The sequence below is a fragment of the Micromonospora sp. NPDC003816 genome, assembly GCF_042874705.1.
In the GTDB taxonomy this organism is placed as follows: domain Bacteria; phylum Actinomycetota; class Actinomycetes; order Mycobacteriales; family Micromonosporaceae; genus Micromonospora.
In genome coordinates, this window is record NZ_JBIANP010000002.1 from 663323 (window position 1) to 684074 (window position 20752).

The 20752-nt window shown below is 72.4% G+C and carries 18 protein-coding genes, 1 tRNA gene and 2 pseudogenes; 7 read left to right on the plus strand and 14 right to left on the minus strand.

All coding sequences use genetic code 11. The annotated features are described in order from the left end of the window. Window positions 1-116 precede the first annotated feature (116 nt). Both rfaE2 and ACFYTT_RS08870 read left to right on the plus strand, forming a co-directional pair. Window positions 117-1862: pseudogene (rfaE2, locus tag ACFYTT_RS08865) on the plus strand (D-glycero-beta-D-manno-heptose 1-phosphate adenylyltransferase); the annotation flags it as partial. A 314-nt stretch (window positions 1863-2176) separates the two neighbouring features. Continuing rightward, the gene (locus tag ACFYTT_RS08870; RefSeq protein WP_387258292.1) at window positions 2177-3043 is read left to right on the plus strand and encodes a glycosyltransferase family 2 protein; all 867 of its coding nucleotides are present in this window, start codon (window positions 2177-2179) and stop codon (window positions 3041-3043) included. Between the two features lie 58 nt (window positions 3044-3101). On the opposite strand, the gene ACFYTT_RS08875 is transcribed toward ACFYTT_RS08870, so the two are convergent. The 3 genes from ACFYTT_RS08875 to ACFYTT_RS08885 are packed head-to-tail and all read right to left on the minus strand — an operon-like array spanning window position 3102 to window position 5239. Then, the gene (locus ACFYTT_RS08875) at window positions 3102-4208 is read right to left on the minus strand and encodes a glycosyltransferase family 9 protein (protein WP_131054199.1); all 1107 of its coding nucleotides are present in this window, start codon (window positions 4206-4208) and stop codon (window positions 3102-3104) included. Between the two features lie 9 nt (window positions 4209-4217). After that, window positions 4218-4736 (minus strand): Hsp20/alpha crystallin family protein, encoded by a 519-nt coding sequence (locus ACFYTT_RS08880; protein ID WP_357211376.1) that lies wholly within the window; start codon window positions 4734-4736, stop codon window positions 4218-4220. Next, window positions 4733-5239: a DUF2231 domain-containing protein gene (locus ACFYTT_RS08885; RefSeq protein WP_131054201.1), complete on the minus strand. Its 507-nt coding sequence runs from the start codon at window positions 5237-5239 to the stop codon at window positions 4733-4735. The genes ACFYTT_RS08880 and ACFYTT_RS08885 overlap by 4 nt, the downstream gene beginning before the upstream one ends. Before the next feature lie 168 nt (window positions 5240-5407). Here ACFYTT_RS08885 and ACFYTT_RS08890 point away from each other — a divergent pair, with 168 nt between their 5' ends. Next, window positions 5408-6028, plus strand: coding sequence for a pyridoxamine 5'-phosphate oxidase family protein (locus ACFYTT_RS08890; RefSeq protein ID WP_387258295.1), 621 nt, complete (start codon window positions 5408-5410; stop codon window positions 6026-6028). Here ACFYTT_RS08890 and ACFYTT_RS08895 read toward each other — a convergent pair. From ACFYTT_RS08895 to ACFYTT_RS08905, 3 genes are all read right to left on the minus strand, one after another. Then, entirely contained in the window at window positions 6016-6435 is a 420-nt protein-coding gene (locus ACFYTT_RS08895; RefSeq protein WP_176092388.1) for a VOC family protein, read from the minus strand. The genes ACFYTT_RS08890 and ACFYTT_RS08895 overlap by 13 nt on opposite strands. An 84-nt stretch (window positions 6436-6519) precedes the next feature. Beyond that, complete coding sequence (locus tag ACFYTT_RS08900) at window positions 6520-7746, minus strand: type II toxin-antitoxin system HipA family toxin (protein WP_387258297.1); 1227 nt, start codon at window positions 7744-7746, stop codon at window positions 6520-6522. Beyond that, window positions 7743-7994 carry a helix-turn-helix transcriptional regulator gene (locus ACFYTT_RS08905; protein ID WP_387258299.1) on the minus strand — a complete coding sequence of 84 codons (252 nt, stop codon included), beginning with the start codon at window positions 7992-7994 and terminating at the stop codon, window positions 7743-7745. The genes ACFYTT_RS08900 and ACFYTT_RS08905 overlap by 4 nt, the downstream gene beginning before the upstream one ends. 240 nt (window positions 7995-8234) lie before the next feature. Between ACFYTT_RS08905 and ACFYTT_RS08910 the strand changes: the two genes are divergently transcribed. Continuing rightward, the gene (locus tag ACFYTT_RS08910; RefSeq protein WP_176092385.1) at window positions 8235-8489 is read left to right on the plus strand and encodes a hypothetical protein; all 255 of its coding nucleotides are present in this window, start codon (window positions 8235-8237) and stop codon (window positions 8487-8489) included. 173 nt (window positions 8490-8662) lie between these two features. Here ACFYTT_RS08910 and ACFYTT_RS08915 read toward each other — a convergent pair. Next, a tRNA-Thr gene (locus ACFYTT_RS08915) sits at window positions 8663-8736 on the minus strand. A 125-nt stretch (window positions 8737-8861) separates the two neighbouring features. Here ACFYTT_RS08915 and ACFYTT_RS08920 point away from each other — a divergent pair. Then, window positions 8862-10700 carry a metallophosphoesterase gene (locus ACFYTT_RS08920; protein WP_176092381.1) on the plus strand — a complete coding sequence of 613 codons (1839 nt, stop codon included), beginning with the start codon at window positions 8862-8864 and terminating at the stop codon, window positions 10698-10700. 81 nt (window positions 10701-10781) lie between these two features. On the opposite strand, the gene ACFYTT_RS08925 is transcribed toward ACFYTT_RS08920, so the two are convergent. The 6 genes and pseudogenes from ACFYTT_RS08925 to tmk form a co-directional block, all read right to left on the minus strand. Continuing rightward, window positions 10782-11648, minus strand: coding sequence for a regulatory iron-sulfur-containing complex subunit RicT (locus ACFYTT_RS08925; RefSeq protein WP_176092380.1), 867 nt, complete (start codon window positions 11646-11648; stop codon window positions 10782-10784). A gap of 323 nt (window positions 11649-11971) precedes the next feature. After that, window positions 11972-12667, minus strand: coding sequence for a hypothetical protein (locus ACFYTT_RS08930; RefSeq protein WP_387258301.1), 696 nt, complete (start codon window positions 12665-12667; stop codon window positions 11972-11974). Then, a complete protein-coding gene (locus ACFYTT_RS08935) occupies window positions 12667-12972 on the minus strand; it encodes a type VII secretion target (protein WP_176092378.1) in 306 nt (101 codons plus the stop codon). Before ACFYTT_RS08935 ends, ACFYTT_RS08930 begins: the two co-directional genes overlap by 1 nt. Window position 12973: 1 nt before the next feature. After that, entirely contained in the window at window positions 12974-13303 is a 330-nt protein-coding gene (locus ACFYTT_RS08940; RefSeq protein WP_131057902.1) for a YbaB/EbfC family nucleoid-associated protein, read from the minus strand. Window positions 13304-13462: 159 nt separating this feature from the next. Further along, window positions 13463-14653, minus strand: a pseudogene (locus tag ACFYTT_RS08945) (DNA polymerase III subunit delta'); the annotation flags it as partial. A 68-nt stretch (window positions 14654-14721) separates the two neighbouring features. Next, the gene (tmk, locus tag ACFYTT_RS08950) at window positions 14722-17043 is read right to left on the minus strand and encodes a dTMP kinase (protein WP_387258304.1); all 2322 of its coding nucleotides are present in this window, start codon (window positions 17041-17043) and stop codon (window positions 14722-14724) included. A gap of 147 nt (window positions 17044-17190) precedes the next feature. On the opposite strand from tmk, the gene ACFYTT_RS08955 reads away from it, so the two are divergent. After that, a complete protein-coding gene (locus tag ACFYTT_RS08955) occupies window positions 17191-18399 on the plus strand; it encodes an amino acid deaminase/aldolase (RefSeq protein WP_176092376.1) in 1209 nt (402 codons plus the stop codon). 121 nt (window positions 18400-18520) lie between these two features. Here ACFYTT_RS08955 and ACFYTT_RS08960 read toward each other — a convergent pair whose 3' ends face one another. Beyond that, a complete protein-coding gene (locus ACFYTT_RS08960; protein ID WP_176095627.1) occupies window positions 18521-19168 on the minus strand; it encodes a TetR family transcriptional regulator in 648 nt (215 codons plus the stop codon). A 223-nt stretch (window positions 19169-19391) separates the two neighbouring features. On the opposite strand from ACFYTT_RS08960, the gene ACFYTT_RS08965 reads away from it, so the two are divergent. Beyond that, window positions 19392-20726, plus strand: a complete 1335-nt coding sequence (locus ACFYTT_RS08965; protein WP_387258306.1) for a D-arabinono-1,4-lactone oxidase — start codon at window positions 19392-19394, stop codon at window positions 20724-20726. Window positions 20727-20752: the final 26 nt, after the last annotated feature.

Sequence of the window (20752 nt, forward strand, 5' to 3'; positions counted from 1 at the left end):
TCAGTGGGAAACCTGCCCGGCCCCGAACGCCCGAAACGCCCCGAGGTGCGTGACCCAGCCCGCACCGGCCGCCGGTCGGACAGGTTTGACCCGGAGCGGCAAGGGGATCCGCCGGCATGGCACGAGCAGCAGCGGAACCGCTCCGGCTCGCCGACGTCGTGCAGAGCTGGCTCGGGCGCCCGGTCCTGGTGATCGGCGACGCCATGCTCGACGAATGGCGGTTCGCCGACTCCGACCGGCTGTGTCGGGAAGCCCCGGCCCCGGTCCTCACCCTGCGGCGACGCATCTCGGCGGCGGGCGGCGCGGCCAACACCGCGGTCAACGTCGCCGCCCTGGGCGGCCGGTCGGTGCTGGTGGCACCGGTCGGCGCCGACGTCGCCGGCGACGAGCTGCACGACTGTCTGGACCGGGCGGGCGTCTGGGACCGGACCGTCAACCAGCCCGGCCGCCCCACCCCGGTCAAGCGGCGGATGCTGGCCGGCGACCAGATCCTGCTCCGCGAGGACTCCGGCGACCCGGACGACCCACTCACCGACGTGGGCGTGGACTGCCTGCTCACCGCCCTCGACTGCGCGACCGAGGAGCTGCGGGCCGCCGCCGGGGGCGCGGCTCCCACGCTGGTGATCTGCGACTACGGCCTGGGTGCCCTACCTGCGCCGGTACGCGCCTGGCTGGTCGCCCATCGCAGCCGGTACGCCACCGTCGCGCTGGACGCGCACGACCTCGCCGACTGGCGTGGCCTCGCCCCGACCGTGGTGACGCCGAGCTTCGCCGAGGCGAGCCGGCTGCTCGCCCGTGCCGGTACCGCCGGGCTGGCCGCCGCCGACACCCCGACCGACCTGCACCTGGAACACCCCGAGATGCACCCGGGCGACGGACCCTCGGAGCTGACCGTGGGCACCGCCCCGGGCGGGTTGCGGCGCACCGACGGACCGACCGGTGAGCCCACCCCGGGCGAGAGCCGGGTCGCGATGACCCGCGACGGGCTCAGCGTGACCGGCACCGGGGTGACCGTGAACGCCGACGCCGGAGCCGGCGTCGACCGGGCCGTCCTGGCCCGGTCCCGGCTGGCGGAGTTGCGCGCACACACCGGCGCCGACGTGGTCGCGGTGACCCTGGACACCGACGGTGCGGTGGTGGGCGGTGCCGAGGGAGAGCCCGCCCGCAGCCACAGCACACCCGTACCGGCCAGCCACGCGGTCGGTGCCGGTGACGCGTACCTGGCGACCATGACGCTCGCACTCGCCGCCGGCGCGCCGCTGCCGACCGCCGCGCAGCTCGCCCAACTCGCCGCGACCAGCACCGTCGCCGGCACCGGCACCTGCGTGTGCCGCCGCGACGACCTGCTGGCCGCGCTCGGCCACCCGACGCCGGGCGACTCGGCGCTGGTCGGTGCCGAGGGACTGACCGGGATCATCGCGGAGCATCGGCGGAACGGGCGCTCGATCGTGTTCACCAACGGTTGCTTCGACGTGCTGCACCGGGGCCACGTGCGGTACCTGGAGCAGGCGCGCGCCCTCGGCGACCTGCTGGTGGTGGCCGTCAACTCGGACGACAGCGTCCGCCGGCTCAAGGGCGCCGACCGGCCGGTCAACCCGGTGGAGGACCGCACCACCCTGCTCGCCGCGCTCTCCTGTGTCGACCACGTGGTCGTCTTCGAGGAGGACTCACCGGCCGGTCTGATCGAGGCCATCCGCCCGGACGTCTACGTCAAGGGCGGCGACTACCCGCCCGACCTGGTACCCGAGGCACCGCTGGTGCAGCGACTGGGCGGGCAGGTCCGCACACTCGGATACGTGCCGGACCGCTCCACCTCGGCGATCATCGAGCGGATCCGGGCCCACGGCCAGGGCACCGCAGTCGACACGGCCGGCTCGGTCGACACGGCCGGCTCGGTCGACACCGCCGGCTCGGTCGACACCGCCGGCTCGGTCGACACCGCCGGCTCGGTCGACACCGCCGGCTCGGTCGACACGGCCGTTTCGGTCGACGCGGGTCAGGCGGGCGACTCGGTCGACTCGGTCGATGCGGGCCGGGCGGTCGGCTCGGGCCAGGCGGTCGACGTGGGTCAGGCGGTCGGCTCGGGTCAGGCGGTCGGCTCGGGTCAGGCGGTCGAGGTGGGCCAGCCGGTCACCGCGCCCGGGGTGGGTGTCCCGCCGACCACCGGCAAGGCGCCGTGAACCGACCGCTCGACACCGGCGACCACGCGGCCTTCCGCGCCGACCGGCTGCTCGACGTCCTGGTCCCGACCCGGGACCGGCCCGCCGAACTCGCCGTCACCCTCTCCGGGCTCGCCGCCCAGGAGGGGGTGCCGGGGTTCGGGGTGGTGGTCAGCGACCAGTCCGACGGCGACCCCGGGTACGCCCACCCGGCCGCGGCCACCATGGTCCGTGCCCTGCGGTATCGCGGACATCCGGTGCTGCTGACCCGTCGGCTGCCCCGACGCGGGCTGGCCGAACACCGGGCCGCCCTGCTCGCCGCGTCCACCGCCCGGTACGTGCTCTTCCTCGACGACGACGTCTGGCTGGAACCCGGCACACTGGCCCGGCTGGTCACCGCGATCGAGGAGTTGGGCTGCGGTTTCGTCGGCAACGCGGTGCACGGACTGTCATACCTGGACGACGTACGCCCGCAGACGCACCGGCACTACCGGGAGTGGACCGGCCGACCGGTGCCCGAACACGTCCGCCCGGGCACTCCCGAGTGGGACCGGGCGCAGATCCACTCGGCGGCGAACCTGCTGCACGTCACCGAGGCGCTGGAGTTGCCGCCGGGGAGCTGGCGGGCGTACCAGGTCTCCTGGATCGGCGGCTGTGTCCTGTACGACCGCGCCAAGCTGGTCGAGTGCGGCGGTTTCGAGTTCTGGCGGCGGGTGCACGAGCGCCATCAGGGCGAGGACGTCGCCGCCCAGATCACCGTGATGGCGCGGCACGGCGGCGCCGGTGTCCTGCCCAGCGGGGCCTACCACCTGGAGTCACCGACCACCGTCACCGAACGCGACGTCGAGGCGTGGGAAGTGGTCCTCGCCGACCCCCGGATGTAAGGAGGGGACCCTTCCTATACACCAGGCGTTAGTAGGGGTCCCCTCCTTACATTCGTCTCTAGCGGAACAACAGCTCGCGGGCGGCTTCCAGCACCTCGACGACCGGTACGTCCGTGACGAAGGAGTCCCGGTGCGGGCAGTCGCCGTCGCCGGGGCGGTGCGGATAGATCCCGGGCGTGCAGTCCACCCCGCAGACCGGGCAGTGCACCGTCCACGAGGTGATCGGTCGGTGCCGTCCGCGCAGTCCGGTGGCGGTGGTGATCAGGTTGCCGACCCAGAAGACGCCGACCGTGGGCGTGCCGACCGCACCGGCGAGATGCAGTGGGCCGGTGTCGTTGGAGATCACCAACTCGCAGTCGGCGTAGCAGCCGGCGAGCCCGCCCAGGCTGAGCGTGCCCACCTGGGGCCGGACCGGCACCCCGGCCGCCGCCACCACCTGGTCCACCACCTCCTGCTCGGCCGGGGTACCGGTGACCAGCACCTCGTACCCGTCGGCGTGCAGCATCCGGGCCACCCGGGCGAACCGGTCGGTGGGCCAGCGACGCCGGGTGTCGGTGGCACCCGGATGCAGTGCCACCCGGGGGCGAGCTGGCTCGCCGAGCACCCTGCGGGCCTCGGCCCGGTCCGCCTCGGTCACCGCCAACGTCGGGGTGATCGTGGTCGCCGAGGCACCCACCAGCGCCACCGCTTCCAGGTAGCGGATCACCTCCGGCTGGTAGTAGACGTACCGCAGCCACCGGTCCAGCGGTGGGGCGTCCTCGGCGCGCAGTCCGGCGGTGACCCGGGCACCGAGCGCGGCGACCAGCGGATTCGAGTTCGCCCCGCCGCCGTGTAGTTGCAGCGCCAGGTCGAAGTGCTGTTCGCGGGCGGCGGCCAGGAATTCGACCATGCTCGCCTCGGGTTCGCCGGAGCCCGCCGCCCGGATGCCCGGGGCCGGCGGCACCACCTCCACCCGGTCGACCGGACCCGGCCGGTCGGTCCAGAGCTCCGCGTGCCACGGCGCGCCGAGCAGCACGATCTCCGCCCCCGGGTACGCGGTCCGCAACGCGTCCAGCGCGGGCAGCACGAAGATGAAGTCACCGAGTGCGTTGGCCCGCAGTACGGCGATCCGGGCCACGTCGGGCACCAGCCCGGTGGCCGGGGCGAGCAGGTCCGGAGCGGCCACGGCAGGGGATTACCGCTCGTACTCGCCGGGGGCGACGTCCGGCTGGTGGAGTTCCCGGTCCGCCGCCGGGTCGGCACCACGGGGCGTACCCGCAGCGGTCGGGTACGGCCCGGTGCGGCCGACCGTGATGGTGCGGGGCGCGGGCCGGGTGGCCCGGGGCAGCCGTACCCGCAGCAGGCCGTGGTCCATCACCGCGTCGATGCCCTCCGGGTCGACCCGCGACGGCAGCGGTATGCGGTACTCGAAGCCGCGCGTCTCGAAACCTCCGGGAATGCCGTGATCGGCGTTGACCTCGGCCTCCGTCCGAGCCCGTACGCACAGTTCGCGGTCGTCCAACTCGACCGCCACCTCTTCGGGCGCGACTCCGGGCAGCCTGACCACCACCTCCCAGCCGTCGGGGATCTCGCCCAACTCGACCTCGGGCGGCCCGGGACGGCCACCGAGCAGCCGACTCAGCTCGGCACGTAGCGACTGCAACTCGCCCATCGGGTCCCAACCCTGCTGACCGCCGCGCCAGTTCCGGGTCATCGCACGCCTCCCGTCGGCTGTCCGGCCGACGCCGGCCGCAGCGAACTCGGCGCGTCGAGGTGGGCGTCCCTGTCGACCCCGACGCCGAGCCGGTCGACGAGTTCCCCGCCCAGCCAGGCGCTGACGCCGAGGATGCCCAGCGCCACCACCTCGATGGCGATCAGCGCGCCACCGGCGGCCCGGGACTCGGCGTTGAGGCGTACCACCCAGACGGCGGCGAAGAGCAGGATCACCGCGAGGTTGGCCACGGCGTGGGTGATGCCCACCCGCTTCGCGCGGGTTCCGGCGGGGATGGCCAGCAGGTCGAAGGCCCCGGCGACCGCGGCCAGCAGGCCGCCGACCAACCCGACGGTGAGATTCCAGTACGCCACCTCGCCGAGGAACCGTGGCCCGCCGAGCGTGTCGATCAGGTCGAACAGCACGGTGGTGACCAGCAGGGCCACCGGGAACATGACCAGCATCGGATGCACCGGATGACCCAGTACCTTGAGTCGGCTCTCCATGCTCCGGGCCTCCACTGCTCGGGTCGTTTCGCCGTCGACGGCTCGTGCTGCGGTCACACCCTCCCCCATCAGGGGAGACAGCTCATCACAGTAGGCGCGCCTACACTGGCCGTGGCGGTTTCCCGCCTGGATGCCGCCACCGGGTTCAACTTCACGGGGAGGCACACAGTGACGGCAGAGATCACTTCGGTGGTGGAGTTACGCGAGTTGCTCGGCACCCCGACACCCCGCGCCGCCGAGAAGGAACGCACCACGCTGCACGAGCGCGACCGGCAGTGGCTGGCCGCGTCGCCGTTCTGTCTGGTGGCCACGGCCGGGGCGGACGGCGCCTGCGACGTCTCGCCCAAGGGTGATCCGGCCGGCTTCACCCTCGTGCTGGACGACCGGACCATCGCCATCCCGGAGCGCCCCGGCAACAAGCGCGCCGACGGCTACCGCAACATCCTGGAGAACCCGCACGTCGGGCTGATCTTCCTGATCCCGGGGCGTGGCGACACGCTGCGGATCAACGGGCGGGCCCGGCTGCTGCGCGACGCGCCCTGGTTCGACCAGATGGTGGTCAAGGGCCACCGCCCGGTGCTCGCCGTGGTGGTGGAGATCGAGCAGATCTTCTTCCACTGCGCGAAGGCGTTCCTCCGCTCCGCGCTGTGGAAGCCGGAGAGCTGGCCGGCGGACCCCCTGCCCAGCACCGCCCGCCTGATCAAGGAGGTGCAGAACCCGGTGGAGACCCTGGCCGACCTGGAGCGCCACTACGGACCGGAGTACGCCCGCAGGCTCTACTCCTCCTGACCGGCCGCACCGGCGGCGGTGACCATCCACAGGTGGCCGTCCGGGTCCGCGAACGTGCCCGCGTATCCCCAGGGCTGCGGCCCCGCCTCGGTGACCACCTCCGCACCGGCGTCACGCGCACGGGAGACCAGGCTGCCGACCTCGGCCGGGCCGTCCACGGTCAACCCGAGTACGCACTCGCTGTGCCGGCGGTCGGCCACCTCCCGGCCGCCGAGCACCCAGCCGAAGCCACCGGTCGGCACCAGCATCAGGCGCAACCCGGCGTTGACCTCGAACTGCAACGGCTCGGGCAGGCCGTCCCCGGCCGGCTCACCGATCGTGGCCAGACCGAGAACGGCCCGGTAGAAGTCGTGCGAGACCTGCCGGTCGGCGATCGGCAGGCTGACGACGACTGGTGTGTACGGCACGGCGGGACCTCCGGCTGGCATCGCGATCGTGGTGTCGCCGTCGAGTATGGGCGCCACCTGTGACACGGGGTGGGAGCCGGCGGCTCAGTTCAGGGCAAGTTGGCCGCGCCGAAATCTGATCACGCGTCCGAGCTTGGTGAGTCTGCCCTCGTCGAACGGCAGAGAGAGCAGTTCATCCAGCCAGGCGTCGGCCCGTTCGGTGATGCCGGTCAGGACCCGCCGAACCGCACGTTCCGGCACGCCAAGTGTCTTTCCCAGGCCGACGAAGTCGGCAGCCCTGAAGTCGCCCCCGCTGCGGCCTCCGATCGACAGAGCCATGGTCTTGTCGCCGTAGAGGTATGAGCTTGGCAGGTCGTAGGCGGGAGAGATCCGCCACTCACCGTCGGGGCCCTGAAGCACGGAGAAGTTCTTTGCATGTGCGTCGCCGTTGCCGGTGAGGTAGGCGAAGGCCAACTGTCGAATCAGATCCTGACCGGCGACGGCACGGGCATCGCAGAGATCGGCCAGGCCCGCGAAAGTGCGGTCGGCACCGACTCGATACTTGTCGGCAGGCGGGCGGTCCAACACTTGACAGCCGTCTTCGACAGCCAGCGACAGCGGCAGGCCGTCCACAGTGACGCGATCGAAGCGGGCGACCAGCAAACCCGGTATCCCCCGAGCGTCGAAGACCAGTCGACTAGACGGCACCTTCAGACCTGACCTGCGTGCAGCGTCGAGAAAGAACTTCTCGTTCTCCACAAGATGTGGATATTCAGCGGGGTTCAGCTTGAGGATGTGACGTTCGCCGGCACGGGCGACCGGCAGGCTGATCATCGCGGCACTCGTCTTGTCCTGGACGCCGGGAAGGGCCTCTCGCTGCGCACGAATGCCCAGTTCGATCAGCAAGTCGGCGAAGCTCATGGAGGAGACCTCGTCGATCACCACCCGCGGCGGCACCATCGCCGGCCGCGTACCTGCCGGCACGATCTGCACGTCGCCCACCGCGTCGGACCCGACCGCGAGCAAGAGGGACAACTCGTCGTCGGCCGACGTCTTCACCGCGCGGCGAAGGGCACCGAGTCGACGCCCCTCTGGCAGCAATCCAGTGAAGTAGGCGGGAAGTGCGCCCCCGGCACGGACGAGCGGCTCAGTCGTCACCGGCATGGTGGTGGCGACGGGCGCCCCTCCGGCTTCGATCCACGCATCCAGGTAACGGAATTCAATGCCGTCCTGGGTACGGGCAAGCGTGCCCGCATGCCGGCCCGCCTTGAATACGTCCGCCTCGTCGACCGAGCGGAGCCCTTCGAGGGCATCCTCCGACGGTGCGCTCATCGGGGGATTCCTTCACTGAGCGTGACGGCGGGCCCGCCACCGCGACGAAGCTCCAGGTGGAGCCCCAGCGCCGACAGCACGGCTATGACCTTGTCCAACTGGACGGAGGGCTTTCCTCGCTCCAGCGCATACACGAAGCGCTCCGACACTCCGGCAAGGTCGGCTAGTTCGCCCTGCCCCAGACCGAGCTGCCGCCGGCGTTTTCTCACCGCACCGGCGAAAGCGGCGCCAGGATCGAGTTCGAGCATGATGCAGGCCCCCATCCTCGCCGCACGAACGTGCGGTTCTGCGCAAGATTAGCGCGACGAGAGCCCACAGGTCCACCAAAGCAGCGCGACCGTGCGGTTTTGGGCCCCGCCAACCTTCCACCGCCACCCTCAGTGCCGCATCCCGCACGCTCGTGCGGGTTCTTGACTCCCCTCTTCGGTGGTCCGGGATATACCGATCGGGTGGTACCGCGCGAGTCCGTGCGTGGTGACGATGGCCGGATGCATCCACACGACCCGTACCAGCAGCAGCCGTACTATCCCCCGCACCAGTACCCGCCTCAGCCGCCGCCGGGGATGTACGCCCAGCAGCCGCCGAACAAAGCCGGGCTGGGTGGGTGGGCGATCGTCCTGTGGATCGCGGTGCCGGCGCTTCTGATCGCGCTGTGCTGTGCGGGGTGCCTGCTGACCGGGTCCTTCTCGGCGTTCATGGAGGGTTTCAACGAGGGCTTCAACGAGGGCGTGTCGAATTCGTAGTGCGTGGTGACGTCGCTTCGGGTGCGGACAGGCCGGAGCGTCACTTCCGGCCTGCACGCTCGGGGTGACGACGATGGGGCACTACACCTCGACCTACACTGTTGATCGTGAAGGCATAGAAACGGCCTCTGGCTAACGGGATTACTCCCGAGGCCAGAGGCCCTTCCCCACCGAGCCGCCTGACGGAATCGAACCGTCGACCTACGCATTACGAGTGCGTCGCTCTAGCCGACTGAGCTAAGGCGGCAACGATCGCCAAGTGTACGGCACGCACCACGCCGGGGCGGAGCGGGATTCCCCGGACTCGACGGACCGGACATCGGGCGCGTTCGGGCTCGGCACGGCACACCGCGCGGCACTACGCTCCGGCGGGTGACCGACGACCACATCCCCCGCGACGAACCGTTCGACCCTCCGCCCGGTGACGGTACGCGTCCCGAGGCCGACAGCCACCACGCGCCCGAGCCGGTGACGGCCGGCGGCCGGGCGGCGCCACTCGGGACGTACGCCGAGGAGGCTTCCGGAGGGCGGGCGGCGCGACGGCCGCGCAGCACCGATCCGCTGGAGCTGGGCTTCACGCCGCGCAAGCCGGTGCCGTGGCTCGCACCGTTCCTGCTGATCAGCACCGGTCTGCGGACCTTGTTGGCGATGCTGTTCGGGGCGTACCTGGACAAGCGCGAACTCCAGAAGGCGCTGGATGCGGAGGTCGCCCGTCAGGTCGGGCCGGACGGCGGGCTCTGGCTCGACTACGTGGCCGACCTGGGCGACGGCTTCAACGCCACGTACTCGGTGGCGTACCTGCTCGCGCAGCGCGAGCTGGAGGTGGACGGGCACCGGCTGCCCCGGGCGCAGACCCTGGTGATGGGCGGCGACCAGGTCTACCCGTCGGCGGCGTACGAGGCGTACGAGGACCGGTGCAAGGGGCCGTACCAGGCGGCGCTGCCGACCACGCCGCCGGAGCAGCCGACGATCTTCGCGGTGCCGGGCAACCACGACTGGTACGACGGGCTGACCGCGTTCCTGCGGTTGTTCGTCCGGACCCGGGACCGTCACTTCGGCGGCTGGCGGACCGGCCAGTCCCGCTCGTACTTCGCCGCCGAACTGCCCGCCGACTGGTGGCTGCTCGGGCTCGACGACCAGTCCGGCTCGTACGTCGACGACCCGCAGCTCACCTACTTCGACGCGGTGGCGGAGAAACTGGGCCCGCAGAGCAGGGTGATCCTGGCGGTGCCGGCTCCGGCCTGGGTGAAGGCCGTCGACCAGCCCACCGCGTACGACTCGATCGACTATTTCATCCGGACCATCGTCGCGCCCACCGGCGCCCAGGTACGCCTGTTGATCTCCGGCGACCTGCACCACTACGCCCGCTACACCGGGCCGGACGGCCGGCAACTGGTCACCTCGGGCAGCGGCGGGGCGTACCTCTACCCGACGCACAAGCTGCCCGAGCAGATCGAGGTGCCGCCCCGGGACACCCTGGCCCGCCGCTCCAGCCCCTCTCGCGCGTACGAGTTGGCCGCCCGCTACCCCGACGCGGCCCGCTCCCGCCGGTACGGCTGGGGGATCTTCGGCCGGTTGCCGCTGCGCAATCCCGGCTTCTCGACGCTGCTGGGCATCCTGCACACCCTGCTGATGCTCTCCATGGCCGGCGTGACCGACTTCCGTGCGGAAGCCTCGGAGCAGCGACTGTTCAGCGTGCCGTTGGTGATGATGGTGCTGGTGACCGTGCTCGCGGCGGCCCTGTTCGCGAAGCCGCCCAGTTCCAGCGGCAAACGGCACGTCCGGCACTGGCTGCTGGGTGTCGGGCACGGGCTGGCCCACGTCGGGTTGGCCGCCGCCGGCACCTGGGCGTGGGTGTCGTTGCCGTTCCACGACTGGCCGTGGCCGCTGCCCGCAGTGGCCGCCGCCACGGTCTATCTGCCGGTGATCGGCCTGGTGGCCAGCCAACTGGTGGCCGCGTACCTGCTGGTGGCGAGCGCCTTCGGGGTGAACGTCAACGAACTCTTCGCCGGTCAGGGCATCGAGGACGCCAAGGGCTTCGTGCGGATGCGCATCGACCCGGACGGCACGCTCACCCTCTATCCGATCGCGGTCGACCGGGTGGGCCGCCGGTGGCGCGTCAACCCCGACGAATCGCCCGAGGCATCCTGGCTCGCCCCGGGCCGCCCGCTGCGTCCCCGGCTGGCCGAACCTCCCGTCGTCCTGCGCTGACCGGCCCCACGCAGCTCGGTGAACCGCACACCCGTCGCCGCAGGACAACCAGCGGGGCACGGCGAGCAGCGTCCCGAACGGTCAGCGCCGGGGCGTCACGCCCTCCGGGCCGGACTGGTCACGGCTGTCGTACGCCTGGCGTGAGCCGCACACGTCGGCGCGGGAGCAGAGGGAGCGCGAGCCGTCGGTGTCGAGGCGCACGGTGACGGCGTCGCGCGGAACGCTGTGGCCGACCACCCGGCCCTCCCCCTTCGGGGTGGAGACGCGACTACCGACCTCCGGCGCCGACTCCTGGAAGCGTTGATAGAGCGGGTGCTCGTACTTGAGGCAGCACATCAGCCGGCCGCAGGCACCGGAGATGCGCAGCGGGTTGAGGGGCAGGTCCTGGTCCTTGGCCATTCGGATGGTGACCGGCTCGAAGTCGTTCAGGAAGGTGGCGCAGCAGAGGTCACGCCCGCAGGAGCCGATACCGCCCTGCACCCGGGCCGAGTCGCGGGCCGACAGCTGGCGCAACTCCACCCGGCAGTGCAGGGTCGCCCCGAGATCGCGGACCAGGGAGCGGAAGTCCACCCGGTGCGGTGCGGTGAAATAGACGGTGCTGCGCTCGCCGCCGCCGTCGGCGCTGCCGAGCACGTGGTCGATCGCCACCACCTTCATCGGCAGGCCGTGCTCGCGGATCAGCCGCTTCGCCGCGACCTTCGCCTCCGCCTTGCGGCGCCGCAGCGTCTCGTCCCGGCGCAGATCCTCCTCCTGCGCCAGCCCGGCCAGCCGGGGGAAGCCCTCGGTGTCGTCGCTGACCCACTGCGCGGCCCAGACGCACTCCGCCACCTCGGGCCCGTCGTCGGTGGGCACCAGCACCTTGTCGCCGACCTGCGGTCGGAAGTCACCAGGGTCGAGGTAGTAGAGACGCCCGTACCGCTGGAAGCTGACCGCGCAGAGCATGCCCATGCTCCTCACCCTACGACGCGCCGCCGGATTTCCGTCGGGCCGGCGTGACGGGTGACCGCACCGCGTAATCATCCATGACTGTCGACTCGACCGATCCCGTGTCACCGACCGGTACGACGATGGCGACCGGACGGCTGAATACTCCGTCACGGACGGGACAAACGGGGCTCGACAGCGTTGAGTGTGGGACAGACCTGCGGGGGGTGCAGGAAAGTCACGGCGCCGCCGCGTGGGCCCGATCGGGTTCCCGTGTGCGGCGCCGTGCTGCGTGCCAGCGCGCCCCGCTCACCGGCCGAGCCCGGCCGGGACGTCCGGCCGTGCTGCTACCAGCCGACGCGGGTGGTCGTCCCGCCCGGGGCGGCGCCGGGGCGGAACCGGGTCGACGTCGTCCGCAACGGGGACTCGGCCAGGCTCGGCGCCCACTGCCGCAGGAGCGTCTCCGCCCCGTCGTACGCGACGCAGAGCACGGCCAGCACCCGGGCCGCGATCTCGGCGGCGGCAGCAGTGCCCGGCGACGAGGGCCCGGAGTGCGGCGGCTCGCGGGTGATGGAGGTGGCCGCCACCACCGAGACCGCCTCGGCCGAACCGATCACCTCGGCCAGGGTGCGGGCGACGGTGAGCCGGCTGCCCTCCACCCAGTCGGCGAGGGCGTCGGCGTAGCCGGCGGTGGCCTCCAGACGCCCGACCAGACTCTCCGGGCCGTCGTCGAGGTGGCGCAGCAGCATCGTGCGGGACTGCCCGTACGCGGCGGCGGCCGGCCCGGACCAGAGCAGCGGATCGGTCAGCGTGGCGCAGGCGTGGTCGTACCCGTGCACGTGCCGGCGCACCGTGTGCCCGGCACCGGCCAACGGTGCCGCCCGCAGGTCGAGGAAGCTGCGCAGTGCGTCGCCGGGCAGCACCTGCATCCGACGCAGCAACGGCCAGACCCGGTGGCCCTCCGGAGCCCCGGCGGCGAGCAGGGTGTCGACCCGGCGCAGCAGGTCGATCCCGGGCTCGGCGAGCCGGTCCAGGGCGTCCATCACCTCTCCCCGGCCAGCCGGCGGGAGGCGGCGGAGTCGGTGTCGGAATAGCGGTCGGCGGCCTGGCGCAGCGCGGCCGCCGTGGCGGTCAACTGCGCGGCGGCGGCGTGTGCCTCACGGGCCCGGTCACCGGTGGCGGTGATCCACTGCCGGTGCAGCGCCCGCCCGATCTCGCCGGGTCTCCCCGGCGCGTCCGCGCCGAACGAGACCTGCGCGGGGTCGGCGGCGGTGACCGAGCGGGACAGCGCGGTCAACGTGGCGCTCGCCTCGTCGATCCGTGCGGCCAGGGCACGAAGGGTGTCCATGTCACGCCCCCGTCAGTGGCCGGTAGGCGGTGAACGTCTCGTTGTGCAGCTTCTCCCGGGCCCACTGGGCGGCGTCCGCCGCGGCGACCACCGCGGCCCGCACCGAACCCGCGACGTCACGCGGCTGGCGGGCGTGCAGCGGGCCGAGGAAACGCACGTCGGTGATCCGGCCACCGGCGGTCACCACCACCTCGACGAGGCCGTCCGGCGACCGGACGGTGACCTCGACCGTCGCCACGGCCTGGTCGAACTCGGCCTGGAGGGACTCGATCCGACGGTAGCGTCGGACCGCCTCCTCGATCCACGCCTCGTCGATCTCGCCCCGAGGCATCAGCGGACTCCTCCCCAGTCGCCCTCACTGTGCGTACCGCCGCCGTCACCACGGCACACCGGACCGTACCGCACCAGAATCGGGCGTGTCGATGCCTGCGCGGATCCCGGAGCCGACCGCTCCGTCAGGACGCGGCATCCGGTGGGACGCGGGCCGGGGTCAGCCCTTCCAGAGGGCGAGCATCATCGACTCGACCGCGATCCGGGGCTTGACGTTGGCCTCGATCGCGGACCGGCAGGTGAGCACCGCCTCCAGCCGCCGCAACGCCCCCTCCGCCTGCCACTTGCGGGCACCGGCGTCGGCCAGGTCGACGGTGTCGGTGTGCACCGGCGCCACCGGCGCCGACCATGCCACGGCGAGTGCGTCCCGATAGAAGGCGGCCAGGTCGACCAGGGCCCGGTCCAGCGCGTCCCGCTGAGCCCGGGTCGCCCGGGACTTCTGGCGGCGCTCCAGCTCCTTCAGTTGGCCGGCGGAGCCCCGGGCGGCCCCCGCCGCGCCCCGGCCGGTGCCGCCCGCCCCGAGCGCGGTCTCCAGCGCGGCACGCTCCGCCGCGTCCAGCTCGGCCACGGACGCCTCGGCCTCCGCCTCGGCCGCCTCGATCAGCGCGGACGCCGCGTCGAACGCGGCACCCACCCCGGTCAGCCGACGCGGCACCGCGAGCACCGCGTCCCGCCGCGACCGGGCCTGCGGATCGCCGGCCAGCCGCCGGGCCCGCCCCACGTGTCCCTGGGTGGCCGCCGCCGCCCACCGGGCCACGTCGGGCGCGATGCCGTCGCGACGGACCAGCACCTCGGCGACCGCCTCGGCCGAGGGCTGCCGCAGTGGTACGACCCGGCAGCGCGACCGGATGGTCACCGAGATGTCGTCCGGGTGGGTGGACGGCGCGCAGAGCAGGAAGACGGTCCTCGGCGGCGGTTCCTCCACGGCCTTGAGCAGCGCGTTACCGGCCGCCTCGGTCAACCGGTCGGCGTCCTCGATGATCACCACCTGCCAGCGCCCGCCGGACGGGGTGCTGGCCGCGCGGAGCACCAGCGCCCGCATGTCGTTGACCCCGATGGAGAGTCCCTCGGGCACCACCAGCCGCACGTCGGCGTGGGTGCCGGCGAGCGTGGTGTGGCATCCCGGGCAGGTGCCGCAGCCGGTGCCGTGGACGCACTGCAACGCGGCGGCGAAGGCACGTGCCGCCACCGACCGTCCCGAGCCCGGCGGCCCGGTGAAGATCCAGGCATGGGTCATCCCCGCGCCCGGGTCGCCCCCCGGGGACGTACCGTCGCCCTCGTCCGGACCGTCCGGGGACGCCGTCGGCCCGGTGTCCGGGCCGTCGACGGCGCGCAGCACCGCGGCGGCGGCCGACGCCGCACGGCGCAGCGTCTCCACCGCGTCGTCCTGCCCGACCAGGTCGGCGAAGGCGTCCGGCATCAACTTCGCTCCGTCGTCACCAGCTCCGATGGGGATAACTCGGGCTGGACCGAGGTGTCCGGGCCGTTCGCCGGGTCCGGGTGCGAGATGCCGCCGGGGGCACCGAGCAGTTCCTCCACCCGGCGGGCCACCTGCTCGGCGATCTCCTCCGCCGGGCGGGAGCCGTCGAGGACGAGGTACCGCTTGGGGTCGGCGGCGGCCAGGTCGAGGAAGGCGTACCGGACCCGCTCGTGGAAGCCCACCGACTCGGCCTCCAGCCGGTCGGCGGCCTGGCTCCGTGCGGCCACCCGGGACAGCCCGGTCCGGGGGTCGACGTCGAGCAGCACCACCAGGTCGGGCTTGAGCCCACCGGTGGCCCAGGAGGAGAGCCAGGAGACCTCGTCGACCGGCAGCGTACGACCGGCACCCTGGTACGCCAGGGAGGAGTCGACGTACCGGTCACTGATCACCACCGCGCCCCGGACCAGGGCGGGACGGACCACGGTGGCCACGTGGTGAGCCCGGTCGGCGGCGTAGAGCAGGGCCTCGGCGCGCGGCGAGGGCGCCTCGTCCCCGGTGGTGTCCAGCACCATCGACCGGATCCGGGTGCCGACGGCGGTCGCACCCGGTTCCCGGGTCACCACCACGTCCCGCCCGTCGCCGCGCAACCGCTCGGCGAGCTGGGCGAGCTGGGTCGACTTGCCCGCGCCCTCGCCACCCTCGAAGACCACGAAGAGCCCGGCCGAGACGAACGGCTCGGCCGGCATCAGCGGGCGACCCCGGATCGACCCCCACAGGTCGGCCAGGACCGGTACGCCCTTCTTGTCGTCCATCTGCCCGAACGCGCTGATCCCGGCGAAGATCCCGGCGGCACCGGCGACGAGCAGCAGCAGCCGCGTCGAGGAGACCGAGATGCCCAGGTCGGCGATCTCGAACGTCCGGGAGCCGCCGACGCCGGCGAGCAGGCTGCCCAGCGCGATGGCCAGGATCAGCACCAGCCGGGTACCGATCTGCACCACGGCGAAGACCCGACCGCGTACCTCGTCGGCGACCTCGCCGCCGAGCAGCGTGGTGCCGGAGAGGAAGGCCATCCCGGCCCCGGCGCCGACCAGGATCGCGCCGAGCAGGGCCATGGACAGGTGGAAGGCGAAGGCCAGCGTCATCACCGAGGCGCTGGCCAGCACGATGCTCATGCCGAACCAGCGGCGCCGGGACATGTCCCGGACGATCATCGGGCCGAGCCCGATGCCGATCCCCAGGCCCAGGAAGATCGCGCCGAAGAGCAGATAGAACGCGGCGTCACCGGCGCCGAGCGAGGCGGCGAAGAAGCGGGCGGTGCCGATCACGATGCCGCCGCCGGCAAAGGCACCCAGGATGCCCAGGACCAGGCCGCGGACCAGCGGGGTCTGGGCGATGAACCGCCATCCCTCGGCGAACTGGCGCAGCATGCTCTGCTCGGTGCGCTCCCCCTCGGCGGTCTGCGCCTGGCTGATCTCCTTGATGCCGAACGCCACCACCAGGGCGGTGGCGAGGCGGGAGAACGCGTTGAACCAGAGCGCGAGCTGGGCCGGCTCGGCCCAGGCGGGCATCTCGCCGCCGGTCACACCCCGGACGATGCCGTCGCCCGAGGCGAGCAGGATCGCGGCGGCGATCGGGGTCAGGCCGTACGTGGTGATGAGCGTGAGCTGGTTGGCGGTCTCCAGCCGGGCACGCGGGATGAGGTTGGGGACCGCGGCCTCCTTGGCCGGGATCCAGAGCAGGGTGACCGTCTCGATCAGGAACGTGGCGATCGCCGCCCAGCTCACCACCCGGGCGCCGCTGGCGCCGGTGAGCGCGTACAGCGGGATGGAGGCGAACAGCAGGAATCGCAGCACGTCGCAGATGACCATGGTCCAGCGGCGGTCGAACCGGTCGGCGAGCACCCCGGCGAAAGGGCCGAGGACCAGTGCGGGCAGCAGCCGGATGGCGATCACGCCACCGAACGCAGCGCCCTTGGCGGTGTTCCCCTCCACCTGAGCGGCGGCGAAGACACTGGTGGCGAGCAGGCCGAGCCAGTCACCGAAGGAGGCGGCGCCGAGCACGATCCAGAGCCGGCGGAACGGGCGGATACGCAGCACCGAGCGGATCGCGCCGTAGCCGGACAGGTCGGCCTGGGCGGCGGGCCCGCTCGGTGGGCTCTTGGGATCGGCGGGCTGGCCGGCGGCACCGCCGCCGGGTAAGCCGGTCGTGTCCCGGCCGGATGTCCCGGCGGGCTGGTCCGCGGACGGCGACACGCCGGACGACTCGCCGTTGAACTGGCTTTCGATGGCCGTACCTCCACGTGCCGGCCCATCGCTGGGCACCCCCGGTGGAACACTCTAGTCCCGACGAGGACCTCCCCCCGTCGCGCATCACCTGCTCGCCGAGCCTAGGACGCGGTTGCCAACCCGACCCCGGCCGCCAGATGCGAGGGTATTTCGCATTCACCGTTTCACAGTTAGCGTGCACACGTGGCCACCGACAGCGATAACCTGCGCCACCGGCTGGACCGGGCGACCGCGCACCTCGACCCTCCGTACGCGGTGGTCGACCTCACGGCCTTCGACGACAATGCCGCCGCGTTGACCTCGCGGGCCATCGGCAAGCCGCTGCGGATCGCCAGCAAGTCGCTGCGCTGCCGGGACCTGATCGCCCGCGCGCTGGCCCGCCCGGGCTGGCGGTCGGTGATGGCGTTCACGCTGCCCGAGGCGATCTGGCTGGTCCGGACCGGGGTCACCGCCGACGTGCTGGTGGCGTACCCCACCGCCGACCGTGGGGCGCTGACCGAGCTGGCCGCCGATCCGGCGCTGGCGGCGGCGATCACGCTGATGGTCGACGACCCCGGTCAGCTCGACTTCTACGACACGGTGACCGCCCCGGGCCACCGCCCGGAGCTGCGTGTCTGCCTCGACCTGGACGCCTCGTGGCGACTGCTGGGCGGCCGGGTGCACGTCGGGGTCCGCCGCTCACCGGTGCACACCGCCCGGGCTGCCGGTCGACTCGCCGCCACCGTCGCCCGGCGGGCGGGCTACCGGCTGGTCGGCCTGATGTCGTACGAGGCGCAGATCGCCGGCCTGGGCGACGCCCCGCCGGGGCAGGCGGTGCTCGGCGCCGCGATCCGGGTGGCCCAGCGCGGGTCGTATCGCGAGTTGCTGGCCCGCCGAGGTGCGGCGGTGGCTGCGGTACGCGAACACGCCGACCTGGAGTTCGTCAACGGCGGCGGGACCGGCAGCGTGGCCGCCACCAGCGCCGATCCCGCGGTCACCGAGGTCACCGCGGGATCGGGGCTGTACGGACCGACGCTCTTCGACGCGTACCGCACCTGGCGGCCCACCCCGGCGGCGTTCTTCGCCTGCGCGGTGGTCCGCCGGCCGGCACCCGACCTGGCCACCGTGCTCGGCGGCGGCTGGATCGCCTCCGGTTCCGCCGCCGACAGCCGGCTGCCCCGCCCGTGGCTGCCGACCGGCCTGAAGCTGCTCGGCGCCGAGGGTGCCGGCGAGGTGCAGACCCCGCTGACCGGCGCACCGGCCGCCACCCTGCGTGTCGGAGACCGGGTCTGGTTCCGCCACGCCAAGTCCGGCGAGCTGTGCGAACGGGTGAACGAGCTGCACCTGGTCGACGGCGACCACGTGGTGGGCACCGTACCGACCTATCGGGGCGAGGGACACGCCTTCCTCTGAGCACTCCGCACCGACACCACGGCGTGGTTCTCCGCCGTGGTCGTGGCGTGGTGCACTCGGTGCTACCGGTCCGGCGGGCCGGGCGGGTTCCCCGCGGGCTGCGTCGCCGGGTCGGGTGAGGTCAGGCGCGCTGCGTGGCCGGCGGCTCGGCGGCCTCGGCGATCTGGTCGTCGCCCGGCTTCGCGGGCTGCCCGACCGGCCGGCGGCCGGTGTCGCCCCGCGCCTCCATCTGGCGGTGCAGGTACTCCCGGATCAGCGCCTTCGCCTCGGCCAGCACCCGGTCGTCGCCGTCCGACGTGCGCCGGAACGCGAGCTTGATCAGGGAGTCCGCCGCCTCTACTGCGATCTCCAGGTGGAAACGCAGGTCGGGAACGTCGGCGAGCCCGAACCGTTCGGTGAGCACCCGGGCCAACTGGTCGGCGATCACCCCGTTGTTGTCGCGCTGCTCATCGAGCAGATGCAGGTCGACCACGTCGCCGAAGTGCAGGGTACGGAAGCCGGGAACGGTGCGGTGCATCGTGATGTACTCGTCGATGCCCGCGTCGACCCCGTCCCACCAGTGAGTCAGGTCGTCCGAGGCGAAGCGTTCGTCGAGCCGCTGGAGGTAGGACTCCATCGTGCGCAGCGTGAGCGCCTGCACGATCGCCCGCTTGTCCGGAAAGAACTGGTAGACCGATCCGATCGCCACCTCGGCCCGCTCGGCGAGCAGGGTGGTGGTCAGTCCTTCGTACCCCACCTCGTCGACGAGTTCAGCGCAGGCGTCCAGCATCCGCTGGACGCGCGCGACACTACGACCCTGCACTGGTACGCGACGCAGTGGGCCGGTCGTGGCGGCTGAAGTTGACACTCGCCACCCCCCTTCGACGGATGAACATATCTGCACGTCACGAGTTCGTGACTACCGGTACAACGAGCGGACCTCGATTGCGGTATTTACCAGGAAGAACGTTCCTGATATGAACTCGGTTCATATTCATCTTGAGGAGCGCGCCATGACCGGCACCGGACGCACCCCCACCGCCTGGTCCAACTGGGGCGGCAACCAGCACAGCGTGGCGACCGGCGTCCTGCGCCCGACGTCCGTCGGAGAGGTCGCCGAGCACGTACGCTCCGCCACCGCCGCCGGTGAACGGATCCGGCCGGTCGGCAGTGGACACTCCTTCACCGCCGTCGCGGTCGCCCACGACCGGCGGATGGACCTGAGCCGACTCGCCGTCGACGTACGCGTGGACACCGATCGACGTCTCGTCACCGTACCGGCCGGGATGACGCTGCGGGAACTGAACTCGCTCCTCGCCACGCACCGCCTGGCGCTGCCGAACCTCGGCGACGTCGACGCGCAGACCGTGGCCGGCGCGATCTCCACCGGCACCCATGGCACCGGCGCCGGACACGGCGGACTGGCCACCTTCGTCGAGGCGCTGACCCTGGTCACCGGAACCGGCGAGGTCCTGCACTGCTCCGCCGACCAGCACCCCGACGTGTTCGACGCGGCCCGGATCTCGCTCGGCGCCCTCGGCGTCCTGGTCGAGGTCACCCTGCGCTGCGTGGACGCCTTCGTGCTGCGGGCCCACGAACGCCCCGCCCACCTCGACGCCGTACTCGCCGGACTGCCCGACCTGATCGACCGGCACGACCACGTCGAGTTCTTCTGGTTCCCGTACACCACCAGGGTGCAGCTCAAGACCAACGACCGGACGGCCGCCGACGACCGACCGCTACCCGGCTGGCGCCGGTGGCTGGACGACGACTTCATGGCCAACAACGTCTTCGCCGCCGCCTGCCGGCTCGGTCGCGCCGCACCGGCCCTGGCCCCACCGATCAGCGCTGTCAGCGCGCGGGTGCTCAGCGAACGCGCCTACACCGGACGCTCCGACACGGTCTTCTGCACCCCGCGCCGGGTCCGCTTCACCGAGATGGAGTACGCACTGCCGCGCGACGCCGTCGGCGAGGCGCTCGACGCGCTGCGCCGGATCATCGACGGGATGCCGTTCAAGGTGCTGTTCCCGGTCGAGGTCCGCTTCACCGCCGCCGACGACATCTGGCTGTCGCACTCGTACGGTCGCGAGTCGGCGTACATCGCGGTGCACCAGTACGTCGGGATGCCGTACGAGCCGTACTTCCGGGCCTTCGAACAGGTGGCGACCGGCCTGACCGGACGCCCGCACTGGGGCAAACTGCACTGGCGCGACGCCGCGACGCTGGCCGACGCCTACCCGCGCTGGCAGGAGTTCCAGCAGATGCGCGCCCGTTTGGACCCGCACCGCACCTTCACCACCCCCTACCTCGACACCCTCCTGGGCCCCCACCCCACCCCCACCCCCTGACCCCCGTGTCGATCAAGGAGTTTGGT

Excerpts from the sequence above, each read along its gene's own strand:
- ACFYTT_RS08885 (WP_131054201.1), bottom strand. The coding sequence starts at position 5,239 with ATGGAGAGCCGACTCAAGGTACTGGGTCATCCGGTGCATCCGATGCTG.
- ACFYTT_RS08930 (WP_387258301.1), bottom strand. The coding sequence starts at position 12,667 with ATGGACGCCCTGGACCGGCTCGCCGAGCCCGGGATCGACCTGCTGCGC.
- ACFYTT_RS08935 (WP_176092378.1), bottom strand. The coding sequence starts at position 12,972 with ATGGACACCCTTCGTGCCCTGGCCGCACGGATCGACGAGGCGAGCGCC.
- ACFYTT_RS08910 (WP_176092385.1), top strand. The coding sequence starts at position 8,235 with ATGCATCCACACGACCCGTACCAGCAGCAGCCGTACTATCCCCCGCAC.
- ACFYTT_RS08900 (WP_387258297.1), bottom strand. The coding sequence starts at position 7,746 with ATGAGCGCACCGTCGGAGGATGCCCTCGAAGGGCTCCGCTCGGTCGAC.
- ACFYTT_RS08880 (WP_357211376.1), bottom strand. The coding sequence starts at position 4,736 with ATGACCCGGAACTGGCGCGGCGGTCAGCAGGGTTGGGACCCGATGGGC.
- ACFYTT_RS08965 (WP_387258306.1), top strand. The coding sequence starts at position 19,392 with ATGACCGGCACCGGACGCACCCCCACCGCCTGGTCCAACTGGGGCGGC.
- ACFYTT_RS08960 (WP_176095627.1), bottom strand. The coding sequence starts at position 19,168 with ATGCTGGACGCCTGCGCTGAACTCGTCGACGAGGTGGGGTACGAAGGA.
- ACFYTT_RS08925 (WP_176092380.1), bottom strand. The coding sequence starts at position 11,648 with ATGGGCATGCTCTGCGCGGTCAGCTTCCAGCGGTACGGGCGTCTCTAC.
- ACFYTT_RS08905 (WP_387258299.1), bottom strand. The coding sequence starts at position 7,994 with ATGCTCGAACTCGATCCTGGCGCCGCTTTCGCCGGTGCGGTGAGAAAA.
- ACFYTT_RS08940 (WP_131057902.1), bottom strand. The coding sequence starts at position 13,303 with ATGCCTCGGGGCGAGATCGACGAGGCGTGGATCGAGGAGGCGGTCCGA.